This is a genomic window from Gammaproteobacteria bacterium (assembly GCA_036383255.1).
In the GTDB taxonomy this organism is placed as follows: Bacteria; Pseudomonadota; Gammaproteobacteria; order Natronospirales; family REEB76; genus DASUBN01.
Window position 1 is genome coordinate 1 of the sequence record DASVOS010000006.1, and the last position, 18,942, is coordinate 18,942.

General features: G+C 68.1%; 18 protein-coding genes and 2 tRNA genes. 11 read left to right on the top strand and 9 right to left on the bottom strand.

What is annotated here, in order from left to right; all coding sequences use genetic code 11:
• Positions 1-252 precede the first annotated feature (252 nt).
• From VF651_03645 to thiS, 7 genes are all read right to left on the bottom strand, one after another.
• On the bottom strand, positions 253-1,137 hold the full coding sequence (locus VF651_03645; GenBank protein ID HEX7964792.1) for a hypothetical protein: 885 nt from the start codon (positions 1,135-1,137) through the stop codon (positions 253-255).
• 20 nt (positions 1,138-1,157) lie between these two features.
• Positions 1,158-2,129 (bottom strand): MlaD family protein, encoded by a 972-nt coding sequence (locus tag VF651_03650; protein ID HEX7964793.1) that lies wholly within the window; start codon positions 2,127-2,129, stop codon positions 1,158-1,160.
• A gap of 166 nt (positions 2,130-2,295) precedes the next feature.
• The gene (locus VF651_03655; GenBank protein HEX7964794.1) at positions 2,296-3,039 is read right to left on the bottom strand and encodes an ATP-binding cassette domain-containing protein; all 744 of its coding nucleotides are present in this window, start codon (positions 3,037-3,039) and stop codon (positions 2,296-2,298) included.
• Complete coding sequence (locus VF651_03660; protein HEX7964795.1) at positions 3,036-3,842, bottom strand: ABC transporter permease; 807 nt, start codon at positions 3,840-3,842, stop codon at positions 3,036-3,038. The genes VF651_03655 and VF651_03660 overlap by 4 nt, the downstream gene beginning before the upstream one ends.
• Before the next feature lie 63 nt (positions 3,843-3,905).
• Entirely contained in the window at positions 3,906-4,529 is a 624-nt protein-coding gene (gene trmB / locus VF651_03665) for a tRNA (guanosine(46)-N7)-methyltransferase TrmB (protein HEX7964796.1), read from the bottom strand.
• Between the two features lie 62 nt (positions 4,530-4,591).
• A complete protein-coding gene (locus tag VF651_03670) occupies positions 4,592-5,401 on the bottom strand; it encodes a thiazole synthase (GenBank protein HEX7964797.1) in 810 nt (269 codons plus the stop codon).
• A gap of 31 nt (positions 5,402-5,432) precedes the next feature.
• A complete protein-coding gene (gene thiS / locus VF651_03675) occupies positions 5,433-5,633 on the bottom strand; it encodes a sulfur carrier protein ThiS (protein ID HEX7964798.1) in 201 nt (66 codons plus the stop codon).
• Between the two features lie 103 nt (positions 5,634-5,736).
• Between thiS and VF651_03680 the strand changes: the two genes are divergently transcribed.
• From VF651_03680 to VF651_03720, 9 genes are all read left to right on the top strand, one after another.
• Positions 5,737-5,810: transfer RNA gene (locus VF651_03680), tRNA-Gly, on the top strand.
• 184 nt (positions 5,811-5,994) lie between these two features.
• Complete coding sequence (locus VF651_03685) at positions 5,995-8,328, top strand: PAS domain S-box protein (protein ID HEX7964799.1); 2,334 nt, start codon at positions 5,995-5,997, stop codon at positions 8,326-8,328.
• A gap of 41 nt (positions 8,329-8,369) precedes the next feature.
• Positions 8,370-9,002 (top strand): response regulator transcription factor, encoded by a 633-nt coding sequence (locus tag VF651_03690; protein HEX7964800.1) that lies wholly within the window; start codon positions 8,370-8,372, stop codon positions 9,000-9,002.
• Between the two features lie 222 nt (positions 9,003-9,224).
• On the top strand, positions 9,225-9,584 hold the full coding sequence (locus VF651_03695; protein HEX7964801.1) for a response regulator transcription factor: 360 nt from the start codon (positions 9,225-9,227) through the stop codon (positions 9,582-9,584).
• A gap of 34 nt (positions 9,585-9,618) precedes the next feature.
• Complete coding sequence (locus VF651_03700) at positions 9,619-11,544, top strand: GGDEF domain-containing protein (GenBank protein HEX7964802.1); 1,926 nt, start codon at positions 9,619-9,621, stop codon at positions 11,542-11,544.
• A gap of 107 nt (positions 11,545-11,651) precedes the next feature.
• Positions 11,652-13,748, top strand: coding sequence for an AsmA family protein (locus VF651_03705; protein ID HEX7964803.1), 2,097 nt, complete (start codon positions 11,652-11,654; stop codon positions 13,746-13,748).
• A gap of 57 nt (positions 13,749-13,805) precedes the next feature.
• A complete protein-coding gene (locus VF651_03710; protein ID HEX7964804.1) occupies positions 13,806-14,414 on the top strand; it encodes an SRPBCC family protein in 609 nt (202 codons plus the stop codon).
• Complete coding sequence (gene mutY / locus VF651_03715; protein HEX7964805.1) at positions 14,407-15,462, top strand: A/G-specific adenine glycosylase; 1,056 nt, start codon at positions 14,407-14,409, stop codon at positions 15,460-15,462. The genes VF651_03710 and mutY overlap by 8 nt, the downstream gene beginning before the upstream one ends.
• Before the next feature lie 13 nt (positions 15,463-15,475).
• Positions 15,476-15,751 carry an oxidative damage protection protein gene (locus tag VF651_03720; GenBank protein HEX7964806.1) on the top strand — a complete coding sequence of 92 codons (276 nt, stop codon included), beginning with the start codon at positions 15,476-15,478 and terminating at the stop codon, positions 15,749-15,751.
• On the opposite strand, the gene egtD is transcribed toward VF651_03720, so the two are convergent.
• Positions 15,748-16,728, bottom strand: coding sequence for an L-histidine N(alpha)-methyltransferase (gene egtD / locus VF651_03725; GenBank protein ID HEX7964807.1), 981 nt, complete (start codon positions 16,726-16,728; stop codon positions 15,748-15,750). The two genes, VF651_03720 and egtD, sit on opposite strands and share 4 nt — an antisense overlap.
• Position 16,729: 1 nt before the next feature.
• Positions 16,730-17,998 (bottom strand): ergothioneine biosynthesis protein EgtB, encoded by a 1,269-nt coding sequence (gene egtB, locus VF651_03730; GenBank protein ID HEX7964808.1) that lies wholly within the window; start codon positions 17,996-17,998, stop codon positions 16,730-16,732.
• 180 nt (positions 17,999-18,178) lie between these two features.
• Here egtB and VF651_03735 point away from each other — a divergent pair.
• Positions 18,179-18,254 (top strand) — tRNA-Phe (locus tag VF651_03735).
• Between the two features lie 239 nt (positions 18,255-18,493).
• Positions 18,494-18,916 carry an SRPBCC family protein gene (locus VF651_03740; GenBank protein ID HEX7964809.1) on the top strand — a complete coding sequence of 141 codons (423 nt, stop codon included), beginning with the start codon at positions 18,494-18,496 and terminating at the stop codon, positions 18,914-18,916.
• Positions 18,917-18,942: the final 26 nt, after the last annotated feature.

An 18,942-nucleotide genomic window follows, 5' to 3' on the forward strand; every position in this document is an offset into this window, starting at 1 on the left:
CGGCGAGCACTGGAGCGAGCAAGGATGGCCGAAGGGCGCGGTCAGGGAGACCGCGCCCGCGCGAAGGGACAGGGATGTCCCGTGAGCGCGGCCCCGCAGCGAGCGAAGCGCGCAGCTTCAGCCCGCTTCGGGCCGGCATCCCGGGGGCGCCCTTTCTTTTCGCCCCTTTTCTTTGGGCGAGCAAAGAAAAGGGGCCCGTGAGCGCGGCGGAACGCGCCCTCTTGAATATCTCTTATGGGGTAGTGCCGGGGCTTAGGGATTAGGCGGCTGGGAGGGATCCCCGCCATTCTTCAGGTAATCGGAGTACTGCTGGTCCTTCTTGGCGGCATCCGCGTCGCCGAGCGCCGTATCCACCTGCTTGAGTCCGTCCAGGATGCGCGCGGAGTGGGTCGCGTCGTACATCCAAAGTCTCACATCCAGCGCCCGTTGCAAGTGGTCGCGAGCAGCGGGCCATTGCTGCTGCGACACGAGCAGCCCGCCCCATTCCTCGTGGGTCGCCGCGATGCCGGGACGGTAGTAGGCCGCCTGGTAGCGTTTCAGCGCGTCGGCGTAGAGCGTATCGGCGCGCGCGGGTTCCGCCAGCGCCTGCAGGCGCGCAAGGCGGGCCTCATCCAGTTCGCCCTGGGGGGCACCCAGTTTCGCGAGCCAGTCCGCCGCGTCGGACGCCTTCGCGTCGAAGGCCGCCTGGGTACGGGCGATGAGCGCGGCGCGGCGCAGGTCCGCCGGCGTCGAAGCGTCGGCGAGCAGGCCGTCGAGCTTCGCCGCAGCGGCAGTGGGGTCCTGGGACTGCAGGTCGGCGTAGCTCTCCAGCAGCGTGAGCCGCGCCGCAAGCCCTGCCACTGGATGCGTGGCCAGGAGCGAACGTGCCTGGGCAAGGTGTCCGCGCGCCGCCTTCACCTCGCCCTGCTGCAGGGCGGCGTCGGCGAGGTCCGTGAGCGCGTCCGCCTCGCGGTCCAGGTTGTCCACGCTGCGGTATTCCATGAACGCGCGGCCGAAGAAGTTGCGCGCCTCGGCGTAGCGGTTGTCCTGGTAGGCCTGCATGCCGCTGGCCATGAACCTTTGGGCGTTGCTCACGGTGGCCGGCTGCTGCACGGGCTTGCTTCCGCAGGCGGCCAGCGAGGCCGTGAGCACCAGCATTGAGGCGGCGTTTATTCGCGTCATGGGGGCGGCGGCACAGGTGTGAGCGTATCCGTCGGTTTCTTCGCCACCGAGGAAGAGATGGGCCAGGTGTTCTGCACCGCCTGCAGGGTGGCATCCGTCTCATCCAGGATCTGGCGGGTGCGGCCCACCATGTCCGGCATGGCTTGCAGCTGGTAGTTCACCGTGCCCAGGGTAGTGTTGAGCTGGGTCACTAGCTTGCGGCTCTCGGCCACCAGGCCCGGGATGTCGGCGGAGGCAGCGTTCGCGCTCTTGATGAGCGGTTGGATCTCCGCGAGGCGCGCCTGGGTCTCCTTGAGGGTCGCCGCCAGGTTCTGCAGCGTAGCCTGGGTCGCCTGGGTGCCCTTGGGCGAGGCGAATTGATCGGTGATGACCTTGAGGTTCGCGGTGAGCTCGGCCAGGTTGTGCACCGTGGCCTTGAGGTCCTCCGGCGCGATGGAGTGGGTGAGCTGGTTCACCTGCGAGAGCGTGGACTTCACGTCAGCCAGCACCGGCGAGACCTGCGCCATCATCTGGTCCACCGACATGGGCTGCTCCAGCACCAGGGTGGAGTCGGCGGGGATCATGGGCTTGTCCGGGGAGCCCGGCTTGATGCTGATGGCGGCGTTGCCGATCACCGAGAGCTTGCTGATCTCGGCCGTCGAGTCGGTCCTGATGAGCCTGTGGAACCGCTCCAGGATCTCCATGGTCACCGCGATGCGGTTGTCGTCGGAGAGACTGAGCTTGGTGACCTTGCCCACGTCCAGGCCGTACACCATCACCGGCGTATCCCGGGTCACGCCCTGGGCGTTGGTGATGTAGGCATGCAGCGTGAACTTGGGCGCGAAGAAGCGCAGTGTCTGGCGGTTGAAGGCGAGGGTGAAGAACAGCAGCAGCACCGCGGCCAGCACGAACACGCCCACCAGCCGTTCCCGCACCGTGTAGTTGAGGCGGTGGATGTAATGGACCTGCTCAGTCTGTTTCTCGGCCACGAGCTTCGCTCTTCTGTTTAAGCCCTGAAAAATCCATCCCAGGATTTTTCAGAGTCGTCGAGCCAGGAGCAAGTCCTGGCTCTCCTCCGCCGAATCAAGCACTGCGTGCTTGATTCGCGTGCGGTGCATCCATGCACCGCAAAAGACGAGAATACAACCGTCCGCATCACGCAGCGGTGTCGAGGAAGCCGCGCACCTCGGCACGCCGCGAATCCGTGAACTCGTCCCACCCCCTGAAGCATCCGACCCAACCCGGGTGCAGGAACACGATGTCCTCGGCGTGGCGGCGCACGAACCCCAGGTTATGGGTGGCGATGAGCACCGCCATGTTCCGTTCCCGCGCGAGCTTCCGGTACACCGCCGCCTCGCGGTCGCGGCAGGCGTTGTCCGTCATGTGGAAAGGCTCGTCGAGGAAGATCGCTTCCGGAGACAGCATGAGGCAGCGCGCGATGGCGAGCAAGAGCCGCTCGTGTTGGTTGAGGTAGGCAGGCAGCAGGTCCTGCCGTCCCGGGTAGTCGAGGAAGCGCAGCGTCTCTATGGCGGCCGCCTGCACCTCGGTGGCGTTGCCGGGCCGGTGGTACATGGCCGGCAGGGTCACATTGGCGAGGCCGTTCACCACCGACAGGAGCGGCGCGCTCTCCATCACGAACGCCGCCCGCAACCTGAGGTTGCGCCGTGCGGTCTCGCCGAGCCGGCGCGTGTCCAGTCCGAACAGCTTGAGGTTCCCAGCGGCGGGCGGGTCCACCGCGGCGAGTGCGCGCAGGTAGGCGGTCTTGCCGCCGCCGTTGGGCCCCACCAGGCATACGGTGCGGCCGGCCGGGACGCGGAAGCTCAGCGGATGCAGGAAGGGGCTGCCGTCCTCGCGCAACGGGCGCAGGTCCTCGGCTTCCAGCAGCGCCGCCGCGCTCACGACACCACCGCCAGCAGGCCATCGGCGGCGAACACCAGCACCAGGCTGGTCACGATGGCACGCTGGGTCTGCTGCGGCAGCTCCGTGGGCGAGGTGCGCACCCTGAGTCCGTGGTAGCAGGCCGTGCCGGCGATGGTGATGCCGAACAGCAGGTTCTTGAGGCCGAACAGCAGCACCTGCTCCGGCGCGATCGCCTCGGCCAGTTTGCTGAGCTGGTGGGCGCTGCTGCCGGGCGTGAGCAGGTCGTTGATGAGCACGCCGCCGAACAGCGCGATCACCGCGAAGTACACCGCCAGGGTGAACTGGGCGATGCCGGCGCCGATGATGCGCGGCGCCACGAAGAACTCGTTGACGTTGATGCCGAGGAGTTCGAGGCCTTGCACCTCGCCGCGCAGCTTCATGGAGCCCAGGTCCACCGCGATGGCCGAGCCGGAACGGCCGATGAGCACGATCGCGGTGAGGATGGAGGAGAGCTCCATGCCCACGATGCGGGTGAGCAGCGCCGCCACGTCGGCTTCGTTGCCGAGCGCGGTGGCGAGCTTGAGCATCTGCGAGGTGATGGAGAGGCCCACCGCCAGGCCCAGGAAGCTGACCAGCGGCAGCGCGTCCACGCCGGTGAAGATGATCTGGCCGTAGAGCGTCTGCAGGGTGGCGCGGTTGAACACCTGCCGGCGCTGCGCCCACTCGCGGAATGCGCGCAGCACGAACACGGTGAGCTCGAGCAGGTAGCTGCCGACCGACAGGGTGCGCCGGCCGGTCCAGCCGGCGAGGCCGTCAAGGCGGCCGGCCCGCGTCTCGGACATGCTCGTCACCCCACAACGAAGGAGCATCAGCCTAGAAGATGCCCCGCGGGGCCGCAATAGGCGTCAGCGCCGCGTGAAGACGAGGTCGTACACCGCGTGCCCGAGCTTAAGGCCCCGGCGCTCGAACTTGGTCTCGGGCCGCTCCGGCGGGCGCGGCACGCAGCCGCCCAGCGGGTCGCAGTTCCCGAAGGCCGGGGAGGCGTTTAGCACCTCCAGCGCGTGGCGGGCGTAGTCCTCCCAGTCGGTGGCGAGCTGCAGCGTTCCACCCCGTTTCAGTTTGTGCGCAAAGAGTTCCACCGTGTCCGGCTGGATGAGGCGGCGCTTGTGGTGGCGCTTCTTGGGCCACGGATCCGGGAAATAGATGAGGAGCGTGTCGAGGCCCGCGTCGGGTATCCGTTCCTTGAGGAAGGGCAGGGCATCGTCCGGGTAGACCCGCAGGTTGGCGAGGCCGAGTTCCTCGATGCTGAGCAGCAGCCGGCCGACGCCGGGGCGGTGCACCTCGCAGCCTAGGAAATCCTGCTCCGGATGGCGGCGCGCCAGCTCCACCAGGTTGTGCCCATCGCCGAAGCCGATCTCGAGGGTGCGCTTCGCGTCGCGGCCGAACAGCGCCGGGAAATCCACCGGGCCATCCGGCACCGCGTAGCGGGGCAGCAGTTCCGTCAGTGCACGCTCTTGCCCATGTGTCATGCGGCCTTGCCGGAGCACGAAACTCCGTACTCTGCGCATGACTGGCATCTCACTCATTATTATTAGAAGAACAGGCCGTCGACGGGAGATGAGGCGGAGGCGAAGCGCTTCCTGGGGATGCGGCCGGCCAGATAGGCCTCGCGGCCCGCCTCGATGGCTTTCTTCATGGCCGAGGCCATTAGGACAGGGTCCTTTGCGAGCGCCACTGCGGTGTTCATCAGTACGCCGTCGCAGCCGAGCTCCATGGCGATGGCGGCATCGGAAGCGGTGCCTACACCCGCGTCCACCAGAACGGGTACCCGGGACTGCTCCACGATGGTGAGGATGTTGTAGGGGTTGCGGATGCCGAGTCCCGAGCCGATGGGCGCGCCCAGCGGCATCACTGCCACCACACCCAAGTCCTCCAGTTTCTTCGCCACCAGCGGATCGTCGCTGGTGTAGACCATGACCTCGAATCCTTCCTTCACCAGCACCTCGGCGGCCTTGAGGGTCTCGCTCACGTCCGGGTACAGGGTCTTCTCATCGCCCAGGACTTCCAGCTTCACCAGCCGGTGGCCGTCCAGGAGCTCGCGCGCGAGGCGGCAGGTGCGCACCGCGTCCTCGGCGGTATAGCAGCCGGCGGTGTTGGGCAGGAAGGTGTACTTGGAGGGCGACAGCACCTCCAGCAGGTTGGGCTCGCCCGGCGTCTGGCCGAGGTTGGTGCGGCGGATCGCGAAGGTGACGATCTCGGCGCCGCTGGCTTCCACCGCGCGGCGCGTCTCGTCCATGTCCTTGTACTTGCCGGTGCCTATGAGCAGGCGCGAGCGGAAGGCCTTGCCGGCGACGGCGAAGCTGTCATCGGCCGAGGGGGCCGGTTTGTGGGCGGTGTTCATCGGGTTGTTGTCTCTATATCTATGGTGCGGCTCAGCCGCCGCCGACTGCATGGATGATCTCGACCGTGTCGCCATCCTTGAATTCGTGGGTGGCATGGGCGCTGCGGGGCACGATCTCGCCGTTCACTTCCACCGCCACGCGCTTGCCCGCCAGCTCCATGCGCTCCAGGAGATCCCGGGCGGTGAGGCCGGCGGGGTGGTCGGTGGACTGGCCGTTGACGTGCAGGCGCATGGGCGGGCTCGTGGGGGTGCGATCCGGGATTTTACCGCACCCGCGCGCAGGCCCAGCGCGGGCCTTTGAAAGCCCCCGGGCCGCCGCTAGAATGGGCCTGCACGCGGGTGTAGTTCAATGGTAGAACTCCTGGTTCCCAACCAGATAACGTGGGTTCGATTCCCATCACCCGCTCCAGAATTCTTCTGCTAACCATCCCTGGTGACATGACCACGGCGTACATCCCTGTACGCCGGGCAGCCATATATGGCTGCCCCTTGCGCGTCGGCTGCTGCGTGCTCTTTGGGAAAAACTGGCTGTCCTGTGCTTGCGCTATCCTTGGATGCAGTGGCCGCATCGGGGGATGCGGGAAGAGGGGAACATGGAACCTGACCAGGCACCGCGCAGAGGGTTCGACAGCGGGTACACGCTCGCTGCCGGCGTGCTGGCGGCTGCCGCCATCCTGGCAGTCGCCGCCTATGCCGCGGGGTGGCTGCCGCCCAGTGCCGTGCTCATCATCCTCATCGCCTGCCTGGGCGGCGCCCTGTATGCGCTGCTGTTCCTGCGGCGTGCGGGCCTGCGGGCAGCCACCTCCCGTGAACTCGCCGCGCGGCTCGAACAAAGCGAGCGGCGCTACACCCGGCTGGTGGAGCAGGCGATCAACGGGTTCGTGGTGCGCAGCCCCGAAGGCCAACTACTGCTGGTCAACGAGGCTTACTGCCGCATGACCGGCTACAGCCGGGAAGAACTGCTCACGCTCAAGGCGCGGGACATGGTCGTGGACCAGGCGGTGCTGCAGAAGGTGGCGCTGCTGGAGCCCGGCGAGTCGACGCGCATCGAGACGCTCATGAGATGCAAGGGCGGCGGCCTGCGCGAGGTCGAGTATGTCACCCAGCGCCTGCCGGACGGCAACCTGCAATCCGTGCTGCTGGACGTGAGCGCGCGCAAGCAGGCCGAGAAGGCCCGCCAGGAGAGCGAGCGGCGCTATGCAGCGCTCGTGGATCAGGCTGCCGACAGCATCTGGCTGCGCACTCCGGAGGGCCGCATGCTGTTCGTAAATGACTCGGCCTGTCGCATGCTGGGGTATGCCCGTGAGGAACTGCTGGCGAGCCGTTCCTCGGTGCTGATCCATGCCTCGGACCATGGCACCGCGGCGCGTATAGATGCCCTCAGGCCCCTCGAGACATTGCGCCTGGAGCGCGTCATGCGCCACAAGGACGGGCGCGCCATCCCCGTGGAGGCGAGCGTGCAGCGCCTCGCGGACGGATCGATCCAGGTCATCAGCCACGACATCGGCGAGCGCAAGCGCATCGAGCAGGCCCGTGAGGAGAGCGAGCGGCGCTACGCCGAGCTGGTGGACCAGGCCCTGGAGGGGATCCTGGTGCGCTCGCCCCAGGGCAGATTGCTGTTCGTGAACGGCACTCTGTGCCGGATGCTGGGTTACGCGCGTGAAGAGCTGGTGCAGCTAAACATGCGGGACCTGGTGCATCCGGAAGACGCCGACACCATCGTCCGCGTCGAGCAGCTCGAGTCGGGCGGCCACCTGCAGTTGCAGAAGCGCATGCGCCGCAAGGACGGCCAGGTCATCCACGTGGAAGTGAGCGCCCGCCGCCTTCACGACGGCAACATCCAGAGCGCCATCCAGGATGTGAGCGAACGCAAGGAGTCGGAGTTGCGTTTCCGTTCCATGGTGGAGGGTGCTCCCAATGCCATGGTCATGGTGGATGAGCGCGGGGCCATCGTGCTCGCCAACCCCCAGGCCGAGAAGCTGTTCGGCTACACCGCCGCGGAACTGGCCGGGAAGCCGGTGGAGATGCTGGTACCGATGCGCTATCGCGGCGACCACGCGGCGCAACGCGAAGGGTACAGCCGCGCGCCGCAGATGCGCGCCATGGGGCAGGGGCGCGACCTGTTCGGCGTGCACAAGCAAGGCCATGAGGTGCCGGTGGAGATCGGCCTCAATCCCATCGTCACGGCTCAGGGACGCTTCGTGCTGGCCTCGATCATCGACATCACCGAGCGGCGCGCGGCGGAAGAGCGCGAACGCGCCTACACGGAAGAGCTGCGGCTCATGTCACGTCAGCTCCTGGAAGCGCAGGAGTCCGAGCGGCGGACCATAGCCAGGGAACTCCATGACGAAGTGGGCCAATCGCTCACCGCCACCCGCATCAGCCTGCGGGACCTGGAGCAGGATGCGGCAGCGGGCGCGCTCGCGCCGCGCCTAGCCGACACGTCCGCCATCATCGCCGACCTGCTGGCGAAGGTCAGGCAGATGTCCCTGGACCTGCACCCTTCGGTGCTGGACGACCTGGGACTGGTGCCGGCCTTGCGCTGGTGCGTGCGCACCCGCACCGGCGGCAGCGGTCTCGAGGTGACGTGGGATCTTCCCGAGGACCTGCCGCGCTTCGACGCCATGGTGGAGCTGACGCTGTTCCGGGTGTTCCAGGAGGCCCTCTCCAACATCCTCAAGCACGCGGATGCGCACCAGGCGCAGGTGGCGCTGGCACATGCCGAGGGACGCCTGGTGCTCTCGCTCAGGGACGACGGACGCGGCTTCGATGTGGACGCTGCCCGCCGCCATGCCCTGGGGGGCGGCAGCCTGGGCGTGCTGGGCATGCAGGAGCGGGTACGGCTGGCCGGGGGCGAACTGGCCATGGAGTCGTCGCCCGGCCAGGGTACCCTGATCCGGGTGTCATTGCCGGATCGCGGGCGGTGATTTATGGTGTGAGGGCTTGGGAGACAAGGGAGTGATGGCCCATGCGGATACTCATCGCCGATGACCACACGCTGGTGCGGTCCGGGCTCACCGCGCTGATCGCGCGCCTACCGGAGATGGAGGTGGTGGCGGAGGCCGCCGACGGGCGCCAGGCGCTGCGCCTGGTGCGGGACCTGCAGCCGGACATGGTGCTCATGGACATCGCCATGCCGGGGCTCAATGGCCTCGAGTCGGCTGAGCGCATCCACAACATCCATCCCCAGACCAAGATCATCATCCTGTCCATGCACGCGAGCGAGGAGTACGTGGCGCAGGCGCTCAAGGCCGGCGCCTCCGGCTACCTGCTCAAGGACGCCGCCACCGCCGAGCTCGAGATGGCGCTGAAGTCCGTGGCGATGGGGCAGTTCTACCTGAGCCCCGCCATCTCGCGCCAGGTGGTGGATAACTTCCTGCGCGGAGGCCCCACGGGCCTGGACCTGCTCACGCCGCGCCAGCGCGAGATCCTGCAGCTCATCGCCGAAGGCAAGGGGACCCGCGAGATCGCCGATACCCTGCACCTCTCGGTGAAGACCGTGGAGACCCACCGTGCCCAGCTCATGGAGCGGCTCGACATCCACGACGTGGTGGGCCTGGTCCGCTACGCCATGAAGAAGGGGCTGATCTCCTCCGAATAGGCCCAGACCCCGCGCAGGGCGGCCTCCCGCCGGCCCTCATATCAGGGAATCCCTGAGACACAATCAGGGAAGCCCCAATGCCCCCCGTCCCCCGGAACGCGCACATTGGCACCGTACCCGAAGCCTGTGCGCGACCAAGACTAAAGGACCCCGCATAAGGACGCGATCGTGCAGGCTCGGGGCATCCGGAGGGATGCAATGCAGACCGGGGAGAAGAGACCGATGCGCACGATACTGGTGGATGACTATCCGCCGCTGCTTTCCGCGCTGACCACCTTGCTGCGCACCTATGACGGTGTCGAGATCGTGGGCCGCGCCCACACCGGCGGAGACGGGCTCAAGCTGGCCGATGAACAGGAACCGGACCTGGTGCTGGTGGACTTCACTATGCCGGACATGAACGGGCCCGCGGTCACCCGCAAGCTCAAGTCCCGGAAATCGCCGCCGAAAGTGGTGGTCATGTCTTTCCATGCGGAACCGGAGTATCGTGAGATGGCCCTGGATGCGGGGGCGGACGCCTACCTGGTGAAGTCCGACCTGTATCAGGAGCTGATGCCGCTGCTGAAGCGACTCTGCACCTGAGCCCCAGCGCTTCCAAGGTACAAGGATGTACTGCATGGAGCACAGACCGCTTTCCATCGCAGGACTGTTCGGCTCTTCCTCGACCGGGGAAGTGGTCGCCGATCCTGCGTTGCTGGAAGGAGAGCGTCGCGTCTTCGAGCGCATGGCGGCGGACGAGGGGCTCAAGCCGGTGTTGGAAGAGATGGCCCGGCTGTGCGAGCGCCATTCCCGGCAGCCGACGCTGTACGCGGTGCTGCTCGCCAACGAGGCCGGCGACCGCCTGAACGTAGTGGCGGCGCCCAACATGCCGCCGGACTACAGTGCGCTGCTGGGCGATGTGCCCGTGGCCGCGGATTCCAATCCCAGCGGCGTGGCCGCTTGGAGCAAGCAACCGGTGCTGGTGGAGGACTGCGCCACCGATCCACGCTGGAGTTCGCTGCGCGACCTCGCCGCCACGCTCGGCGTGGGCGCCGCCTGGTCGCTGCCGATCCTCTCGCAGCGCGGCAAGCTGCTCGGCACCTTCTCCGCCTACTCCCGCACGCCGGCACGGCCCGCACCGCAGGATGCGGCGCTGATGGAGCGCTTCGCCCACATCGCGCGCATCGCCATCGAGAAGCACCACGCCGAACGCACCATCGAGCGCATGACCAACTACGACGGCCTCACCGGCCTGCCTAACCGCTCGCTGCTGCTGGACCGGCTCGACGATGCGTTGCTCAGCATCGGGAAGCACAAGCCGGCGGCGCTGTTGTTGTTCAACCTCGACAGCATGAAGCAGATCAACGATACCCTCGGCTACGAGTACGGCAACCGCTGCATACAGGCGGTGGCGGGACGGCTCGCCGCGCATGTCGGCGGGAGCCTCATGGCTCGGGTCGGCGGCGACGAGTTCGGCGTGGTGCTGGAGGGGCAGGACGACGAGGGCGTGCTGCGCAGTACCGTGCAGGCGCTGCTCGAGAACATCACCCAGCCCATCGGCGTCGACGGGCGCGACGTGTTCCTGACCGCGAGTCTCGGGGTCGCCGTCGGCCCGCGCGACGGCGACGACGCCGACACCCTGTTCAAGCATGCCGACGTGGCGCTGCACCGTGCCAAGCAGCGCGGCCGCAACGGCTTCCAGTTCTTCGACGCCGCCATGAACGCGCCGGCGGCGCGGCGGGTGGCGCTGCTCGGGGGGCTCCGCCACGCGCTGGAGCGCGGCGAGTTCGAGGTCCACTACCAGCCGCAGGTGGAGCTCGCGGGCGGCATGCTCAGCGGCGCCGAGGCGCTGCTGCGCTGGAACCACCCGGAGGAGGGCGAAGTCTCGCCGTCCGAGTTCATCCCGCTTCTCGAGGAGACCGGCCTCATCCTGCCGGTCGGCGAGTGGGTGCTCACGCAGGTGTGCCGCGACTTCACGGAGCTGGAGCGGGGCGGCAGCGCCCCGCCGCGCATCGCGGTGAACCTCTCGGCCCGCCAGTTCATGCAGCCGGGCCTGGCGGAGCGCATCCAGGCGGTGCTGAAGGCCCACGCGGTGCCCGCCGAGCGCCTCACCCTGGAGATCACCGAGAGCCTGCTGATGCGCGACCCGGCCGACGCCGAGCGCGTGCTGCAGCGCCTCAAGCAGGTGAACGTGAAGATCGCGCTCGACGACTTCGGGACCGGCTATTCCTCGCTCAGCTACCTGAAGCGTTTCCCCGTGGACGAGCTCAAGGTGGACAAGTCCTTCGTGACCGGCGTCACCCACTCGGCGGCGGACGCGGCCATCACCGACACCGTGATCCGCCTCGCCCACAACCTCGGCATGCAGGTGCTCGCCGAGGGCGTGGAGCACGAGGCCCAACGCGCCTTCCTCGAGGTGCACGGCTGCGACCGGGTGCAGGGTTACCTGACCGGCCGGCCCATGGACTTCGGCGCCTTCCGCGTGCGGCTCGAAGCCGAGGCGGGCCGGCGCGAGAGCCCGCGACCGCGGTCGGATACGCCTCCGGCCCCCGCCCCGCGCTAGGCCCTCCGGGGACAAGCTGATAACATGACCGTCCAGGCCCTTCAGGGGGGCTTGGGACCGTCCACACGTCGCGCCCGCGGCGCGCCAGAGGCAGGCAGCCAAAGTCCATGAAGAAAGCACTGAAGATAACCGGCATCGTCCTGGGAATCCTCGTGCTCGTGGTCATCATGCTGGCGGTGGCCCTGCCGTTCCTGATCAACCCCAACAGCTTCAAGGACGACATCGCGCGCCTGGTCAAGCAGAAGACCGGCCGCGAGCTCGCCATCCAAGGCGACATCAAGCTCTCCATCTTCCCCTGGCTCGGCATGCAGATCGGACCCATGGAGCTGTCCAACGCCAAGGGCTTCGGCGGCGTGCCGTTCGCCTCCATCAACGAGACCGACGTGCACGTGCGCTTCTGGCCGCTGCTGCACCGGCGCGTCGAGGTGGGCGCGGTCAAGCTCGACGGCCTCAACCTCGACCTCGAGCACGACGCCCAGGGCCGCAACAACTGGCAGGACATCAGCGAGCACCTGGCCCGCGCCTCCGCCAAGGGCGGGAGCGCGGACGAGGAAGAGAGCAACGTGGACCTCAGCGTGGCCGGCGTCAGCGTCACCGACAGCCAGGTGCGCTGGACCGACGCCGAGAAGCACAAGCAGTACACCATCAGCGACTTCACCCTCAAGCTCGGCGCCTTCGCCTCGGCCAAGCCGCTGTCGGTGGAATCGGGTTTCGACTTCACCGGCACCAACCCGGCGGTGCAGGGCCACGTGGACTTCAGCGGTACCGCCACCGCCGACCTGGAGCGCCATCTCTATACGGCGGACGACGCCAAGCTCGAGATGCAGGCCAAGGGCGACGCGGTGCCCGGCGGCGAGGTGGACGCGGTGCTGCGCTGGCAGCACCTGGCGTTCAACCAGGAGCAGGGCAGCCTCGCGCTAAACGGCCTCGACGCCGGTGCCTACGGCATGCGCTTCCAGCTCGAGGCCCAGGGCAAGGATGTGCTCAAGGACGCGAGCTTCACCGGCAGCGCCAAGCTGGCGCGCTTCTCGCCGCGCGACACGCTCAAGGCCATGGGCCACGCCGGCGTCGCCGAGACCCGCGACCGCGGCGCCTTCGGCAACGCCTTCGGCAGCTTCAGCTTCGTGGCGGACGCGGGCTCCGCCGCCCTGAGCGGCCTCGACTTCACGCTCGACGACACCCATCTCACCGGCCGCGCCGCGATCAAGGATTTCAAGACCCTGGCCATGTCCTACGACCTCAACGTGGACAGGCTCGACGCCGACCGCTACCTCCCGCCCCAGCAGCTCGGCACGCCCGACAAGCCTCGCGAGGAGGTGGACGTGGACAAGGTGGGCATCCCGTTGCGCACGTTGCGCGCGCTGGAGATGGACGGCCACCTGCACATCGGCAGCTTCAAGTTGCTCAACGTCCAGACCAGCGACATGGACGTGGGCATCAGCAGCCACGACGGCCTCGCCCACGTGCAGCCGCTCAGCGCCAGGCTCTACGGCGGCGGCATCGACGGCGACATCCAGGTGGACGCACGCAAGCGCGTGGACGCACGCGGCCTGGAGGCGGATCCCACCGTGAGCGAGACGCTCAACCTCAAGGGCGTGCAGGTGGCGGGCCTCGCGCAGGACCTGTTCAAGACCGACAAGCTCTCCGGCACCATCGACCTCACCAGCTCCACCCGCGGCACCGGCCGCCTGGTGGGGCAGCTGCGCCAGAGCCTGAACGGGCGCGCCAGCTTCGCTATCCGCAACGGCGCGCTCGAGGGCGTGAACGTGTGGGACGCCATCGCCCGCGCCTATGCGCGGGTGAAGGGCCAGAAGCCGCCGCCGCCGGCCCCGCCGCGCACCGAGTTCGCGGACATGCACGGCACCGCCACCCTCACCAAGGGCGTGATGTACAACAAGGACTTCAGCGCCGCGCTGCCGTTCCTGAACCTGTCCGGCGCCGGCAAGCTCGGCCTCGCCGACCTCACGGTGGACTACAGCCTCAAGGGCCGCGTCACCGGCACGCCGAAGCTCGGCACCGACCTCTCGGGCCTCAAGGGCGCGACGCTGCCGCTGCACATCGGCGGCACCCTCGGCCACTTGAGCGTGCAGCCGGACCTGGGCGAGGCCGCCAAGGGCAAGCTCGACGACCTCAAGAAGAAGGCCGAGGACAAGGTCAAGGACAAGCTCCAGGACCTCCTCGGCAGCAGCAGCGGCGGGGAATAGCCACGGACGCCGCCGGGTCCTCCTCCCACGGAGCACGGCTGCGGAGACCTCAAGGCGATGCGTGAGTTGGCCCTGATCCTGGCCCTCGGTGTCGCGGCGCTGCCGCCCGCGGCGGGCGCCGCGGACTTCCATTCCCTCGAGGTCAGCCGGGACGCCGGCCGCTACCGGGTGCAGGCGGACCTGTACCTGGCCGCGCCGCCGGATGCGGTGTACGCGGTGCTCACGGACTACGCACACCTGACGCGCATCTCGCCCAGCATCCGCGTCAGCCGCCTGGTGAAGCAGCTCGACCCGGACACGGCGCTGGTGTATACCGACAGCCGCATCTGCGCGCTGTTCCTCTGCCGCCACATCCAGGGGATGCAGAAGTTCAGCCGCACTCCGCCCGGGGATCTCGCTGCGGTGGTGCTGCCGGAACAGAGCAACCTCAAGATGGGCGAGAGCCACTGGCACCTGGAGGCGGAGGGCAAGGGCACGCGCATGCGCATGGAACTCACGCTGGAACCCTCCTTCTGGGTGCCTCCGCTCATCGGCTCGGCCCTGGTGGCCCACAGCCTCAAGACCGAGGGGCGCCGTTCCGCCGACGGCGTCGAGCGGCTGGCGCGGGAGCGCGCGCATCTGCCGTCCATGGACGATTATGAGGACGAGGCAGGCGAGGATGAGTGAGCGCCGCACTGGGCGCGGTTTCGCCGCGCGGCTGCTCGCCTGGCACGCAGGCCACGGCCGCCACGACCTGCCCTGGCAGAAGCGCCGTACGCCCTATCGCGTGTGGGTGTCGGAGATCATGCTGCAGCAGACCCAGGTGGCGACGGTCATCCCCTACTACACGCGGTTCATGCAGCGCTTCCCGGACGTCCAGGCGCTGGCGGACGCGCCGCTGGACGAGGTGCTGCACCTATGGACCGGCCTCGGCTACTACGCCCGTGCCCGCAACCTGCAGAAGGCGGCGCAGGCGATCCGCGATGCGCACGGCGGGCGCTTCCCGAAAGACATGGAGGCGGTGCAGGCGCTGCCGGGCATCGGCCGCTCCACGGCCGGCGCGATCCTCGCCCTCTCCACCGGCCAGCGGCATCCGATCCTGGACGGCAACGTGAAGCGCGTGCTCGCGCGCCACGGCGCCGTGGCGGGCTGGCCCGGTGCGAAACGGGTGGAGGAGAAGCTCTGGGCGCTGGCGGAGCGCCACACCCCGGAAGCCAAGGTCGCGGATTACACCCAGGCCGTCATGGACCTCGGCGCCACCGTCTGTACCCGCAGCAGCCCGCGCTGCGGCGAGTGCCCGGTGGCGGCGGATTGCGCCGCGCGCAGGCTCGGCAGGCAGACGAAGTTCCCGGCCCCGAAACCGCGCAAGGCGCTGCCGGTGAGACGCACCCGCATGCTGATGCTGGTCGCGCAGGATGCGGTGCTCCTGGAAAGGCGTCCGCCGGCAGGCGTCTGGGGCGGCCTGTGGGGCTTCCCGCAGGTGGATGTGGATGTAGACGTGGCGGCATGGTGCCGGGAACGCTTCGGCAAGCCGCCGCGCTCCGTGCGCGAGCACCCGGCGCTGCGCCACACCTTCAGCCACTTCCACCTGGACATCGAACCCTTGGAGCTCGCGCTTCCGGCCGCCGCAGCGGTGCGGGAGGAGGGGAGCCGCTGGCATCCCCTGGGCGAGACGCCGCGCCTCGGGCTCGCGGCACCGGTGAAGCGGCTGCTCGAGACGTTGGTACAGGACTAGCATGGAGAGGACGATGACGCGGACGGTGCAGTGCGTGTTGCTGAAGCAGGACCTGCCGGGGCTGCCACGGCCGCCCTATCCGGGGGCGCTGGGCCAGCGCATCTTCGAGCAGGTCTCCCAACAGGCCTGGCAGCAGTGGCTGCGCCACCAGACCATGCTCATCAACGAGTACCGGCTTTCGGTCATAGACCCGAAGTCGAGGAAGTTTCTAGAAGCCGAGATGGAGAAGTACTTTTTCGGCGGCGGTGAGGCGGCGAAGCCGGAGGGCTATACGCCGCCCGGCGGTTAGCCCTCGACCGACGTGAGATACGCCACGCAGAAGTAGCGCCTGTCGTCGGTCCACTGCCGCTCGATCTTCAGGCCCGCCTGTGCCGCCAGCGCCGCGAAACGTTCCGGCGTGTACTTGTGGGAACGCTCGCTCAGGATGTGCTCGCCGGCCCGGAACTGGAAGCGCTCACCCGCCACCGTCACCGCCTGCGCCATGCTGCTCACGAGGTGCATCTCGATACAGCCGGCCTTCTCGTTGTAGGCCGCGCGGTGGTGGAAGCGCGCGACGTCGAAGTCCGCGTCCAGCTCGCGGTTGATGCGCGCGAGGATGTTGAGGTTGAACTCGGCGGTCACGCCCGCCGCGTCGTCGTAGGCCCGTTCCAGCACCGCCCGGTCCTTGGCCATGTCCACGCCCACCAGCAGCGCGCCGTCCTCGCCGGCGAGCCGGCGCATGTGGCGCAGCAGCGCCGCCGCCTCGGCTGGCGCGAAGTTGCCGAGCGTGGAGCCGGGGAAGTAGACCGCGCTGCGGGCCGCCTCGCGCCGCGGCACCGGCAGCCGGAAGGCCTGGTTGAAGTCGGCGCACACCGGCAGCACCTCAAGGGCCGGGTACAGCCGGTTGAGCCGGTCGGCGGCCTGCACCAGGTGCTCGCGGGAGATGTCCACCGGTACGTAGGCCACCGGATCCCTGAGGTGCTCGAGCAGGAGGCGCGTCTTCACGCTGCTGCCGCTGCCCGGCTCCACCAGCAACACCCGCTCGCCCAGGGCCGCCGCCATGGCGCCCACGTGGGTCTCCATGATGCCGAGCTCGGTGCGGGTGAGGTAGTACTCCGGCAGCTCGCAGATCGCGTCGAACAGCTTGGAGCCCCGCGCGTCGTAGAAATACTTGCAGGGCAGGGTCTTCTGCCGCTCCGCCAGGCCCGCGAGCACCTCCTCGCACATCTCGTCGAGGCGCGGATGGTAATCGTGCAGGGTGATGGAGAGGGCCTGGGAGATCTGCATGTCACGCATCCTTGGCGAGGCGCAGGCCGGCGAACTGCCAGCGCTGCTGCGGGTAGAAGAAGTTGCGGTAGCTGGGGCGCAGGTGGCCGGCGGGCGTCACGCAGGCGCCGCCCCTCAGCACCATCTGGTTGGCCATGAACTTGCCGTTGTACTCGCCGAGCGCACCGGCGGGCGGCCTGTAGCCGGGATAGGCCGAGTAGGCGCTGGCGGTCCACTCCCACACGTCGCCGTACATCTGCAGCGCGCCCTCGCCGGTGGCGGGCGCCGGCTGCGCGAGGCCGCTGTCCAGGAAGTTGCCGGCCAGCGGCTGTTCCGCCGCCAGGCTCTCCCATTCGGTCTCCCCGGGCAGGCGCGCGCCGGCCCAGCGGGCGAAGGCGTCCGCCTCGTACCAGCTGAGATGGCATACCGGCGCATCCCAGGCGATCTCGCGCGTGCCGCCGAGGGTGAACTCCGTGGCGAGGTCCTCCTGCCAGTAGAGCGGCCGCTGCCAGCCTTCCTTCTGCGACGTGGTCCAGCCGTCGGACATCCACAGCGCGGGCTCGCGGTAGCCGCCATCGCGGATGAAGTCCCGGTACTCGGCGTTCGTCACCGGCCGGTTCGCGAGCGCGTGGCCCGGAACCAGCGCGGCGTGCTGCGGCGTCTCGTTGTCGAAGGCGAAGCTCCCGCCGGCATGGCCGATGGACACCTGTCCCGCGGGACGGGAGATGTATTTGAGTGCGGGTGCCCGGGCCGCCGCCACCTTCGGCAGCGGCCGCCAGGTGGGCTGTAGCGGATTCAGGGAGAAGAGGTGCTTCACGTCCATGAGCAGCAGCTCCTGGTGCTGCTGTTCATGGTTGAGGCCGAGGGCGAGGAGCGCGGCGAGCTCTGCGTCGTCGCCGGCCGCATCCTCCAGGAGGTGCTGCATGTGATGGTCCACATGTGCCCGGTAGGCCAGCACCTCCGCCGCTGCGGGACGCGAGAGCAGGCCGCGCTGGGGCCGCGGGTGCATGCCGCCGACGCTCTGGTAGTAGGAATTGAAGAGGTAGGCGAAGTCCGGATGGAACGGCCGGTAACCCGGCATGCGCGGCGAGAGCAGGAAGGTCTCGAAGAACCAGCTGGTGTGGGCCAGGTGCCACTTGGCCGGGCTGGCGTCGGGCATGCTCTGCAGGGCCATGTCCTCGGGCCCGAGGCTGCGGCACAGGTCCTCCGTGAGCGCACGCACCGCGGCGTAGCGTCTCTCGGGCGCCGTCCCGGGGGCGGGAGCGGCCGTGTGGCGGGCCTGGCTGTTCATCCTTCGAGTCTCTCCCGCAGGGTAGTGGCGGTCCCGGGCCAAGTCAAAACGGCCGTCAACCCCTTGACCCGGCTTGCTTTCGCCGGTCTAATACCCGCCCTTCGCCGGGTTTATTACGCCTATCCCGCTTTAACGGATGCAGGAAAGCCTGCATGGCGAAGAGTCAAAAGCAGACAAGATGGCCAGGTAGCTCAGTTGGTAGAGCAGCGGACTGAAAATCCGCGTGTCGATGGTTCGATTCCGTCCCTGGCCACCATTTTCTATTCCTGCTGCAGATAACTTCCCAGTTTTTCGTCCCATCCGCTGTCAAAAACCTGCGCCGGATCCAGTCCGACTTCACCTTGCCCGCGCACACCATAATCCCCGCGCCGCTCCGAAGATACTTCACGCATCCGACGTGTCAGATATGAAGATGCGATTCTGCGCAGCAGTTCCGGGAAATCGGCACAGATGCGCGGAATCTGTGGGGTGTCAGGGTCGCAAGGAGTCTGCAAGATGAAAGACCACGTGGTGAAGACGTCCATCCACATCGATGCACCCGCCAGCCGGGTGTGGGCCACCCTCACGGAGCCGGAGGAGATCAAGAAGTTCCTGTTCGGTACCCAGGTCGAGACCGATTGGAAGCCCGGCAGCCCTATCGCGTTCAAGGGCAACTGGAAGGGCAAGGAGTACGAGGACAAGGGACGCGTGCTGGAATACGTGCCGAACGCGCGTCTGGTGCACAGTTTCTGGAGCAGCCTCGAAGGCTCGCCCGACAAGCCCGAGAACTACAAGACCGTCTCCTATTCGCTCAAGCCCGACGGGGAAGGCACGCTGCTCACCCTGACCCAGGACCACAACGCCAGCGAGGAGGCGAAGCGGCACTCCGAGGACAACTGGAAGCAGGTCCTGGAAGGCGTGAAGAAGGCGGCCGAGTAGCCCAGGAGGACGGGGCTTCCCAGGTC

Excerpts from the sequence above, each read along its gene's own strand:
- VF651_03645 (HEX7964792.1), bottom strand. The coding sequence starts at position 1,137 with ATGCTGGTGCTCACGGCCTCGCTGGCCGCCTGCGGAAGCAAGCCCGTG.
- VF651_03660 (HEX7964795.1), bottom strand. The coding sequence starts at position 3,842 with ATGTCCGAGACGCGGGCCGGCCGCCTTGACGGCCTCGCCGGCTGGACC.
- trmB (HEX7964796.1), bottom strand. The coding sequence starts at position 4,529 with ATGACACATGGGCAAGAGCGTGCACTGACGGAACTGCTGCCCCGCTAC.
- VF651_03670 (HEX7964797.1), bottom strand. The coding sequence starts at position 5,401 with ATGAACACCGCCCACAAACCGGCCCCCTCGGCCGATGACAGCTTCGCC.
- thiS (HEX7964798.1), bottom strand. The coding sequence starts at position 5,633 with ATGCGCCTGCACGTCAACGGCCAGTCCACCGACCACCCCGCCGGCCTC.
- VF651_03685 (HEX7964799.1), top strand. The coding sequence starts at position 5,995 with ATGGAACCTGACCAGGCACCGCGCAGAGGGTTCGACAGCGGGTACACG.
- VF651_03690 (HEX7964800.1), top strand. The coding sequence starts at position 8,370 with ATGCGGATACTCATCGCCGATGACCACACGCTGGTGCGGTCCGGGCTC.
- VF651_03695 (HEX7964801.1), top strand. The coding sequence starts at position 9,225 with ATGCGCACGATACTGGTGGATGACTATCCGCCGCTGCTTTCCGCGCTG.
- VF651_03700 (HEX7964802.1), top strand. The coding sequence starts at position 9,619 with ATGGAGCACAGACCGCTTTCCATCGCAGGACTGTTCGGCTCTTCCTCG.
- VF651_03705 (HEX7964803.1), top strand. The coding sequence starts at position 11,652 with ATGAAGAAAGCACTGAAGATAACCGGCATCGTCCTGGGAATCCTCGTG.
- VF651_03710 (HEX7964804.1), top strand. The coding sequence starts at position 13,806 with ATGCGTGAGTTGGCCCTGATCCTGGCCCTCGGTGTCGCGGCGCTGCCG.
- mutY (HEX7964805.1), top strand. The coding sequence starts at position 14,407 with ATGAGTGAGCGCCGCACTGGGCGCGGTTTCGCCGCGCGGCTGCTCGCC.
- VF651_03720 (HEX7964806.1), top strand. The coding sequence starts at position 15,476 with ATGACGCGGACGGTGCAGTGCGTGTTGCTGAAGCAGGACCTGCCGGGG.
- egtD (HEX7964807.1), bottom strand. The coding sequence starts at position 16,728 with ATGCAGATCTCCCAGGCCCTCTCCATCACCCTGCACGATTACCATCCG.
- egtB (HEX7964808.1), bottom strand. The coding sequence starts at position 17,998 with ATGAACAGCCAGGCCCGCCACACGGCCGCTCCCGCCCCCGGGACGGCG.
- VF651_03740 (HEX7964809.1), top strand. The coding sequence starts at position 18,494 with ATGAAAGACCACGTGGTGAAGACGTCCATCCACATCGATGCACCCGCC.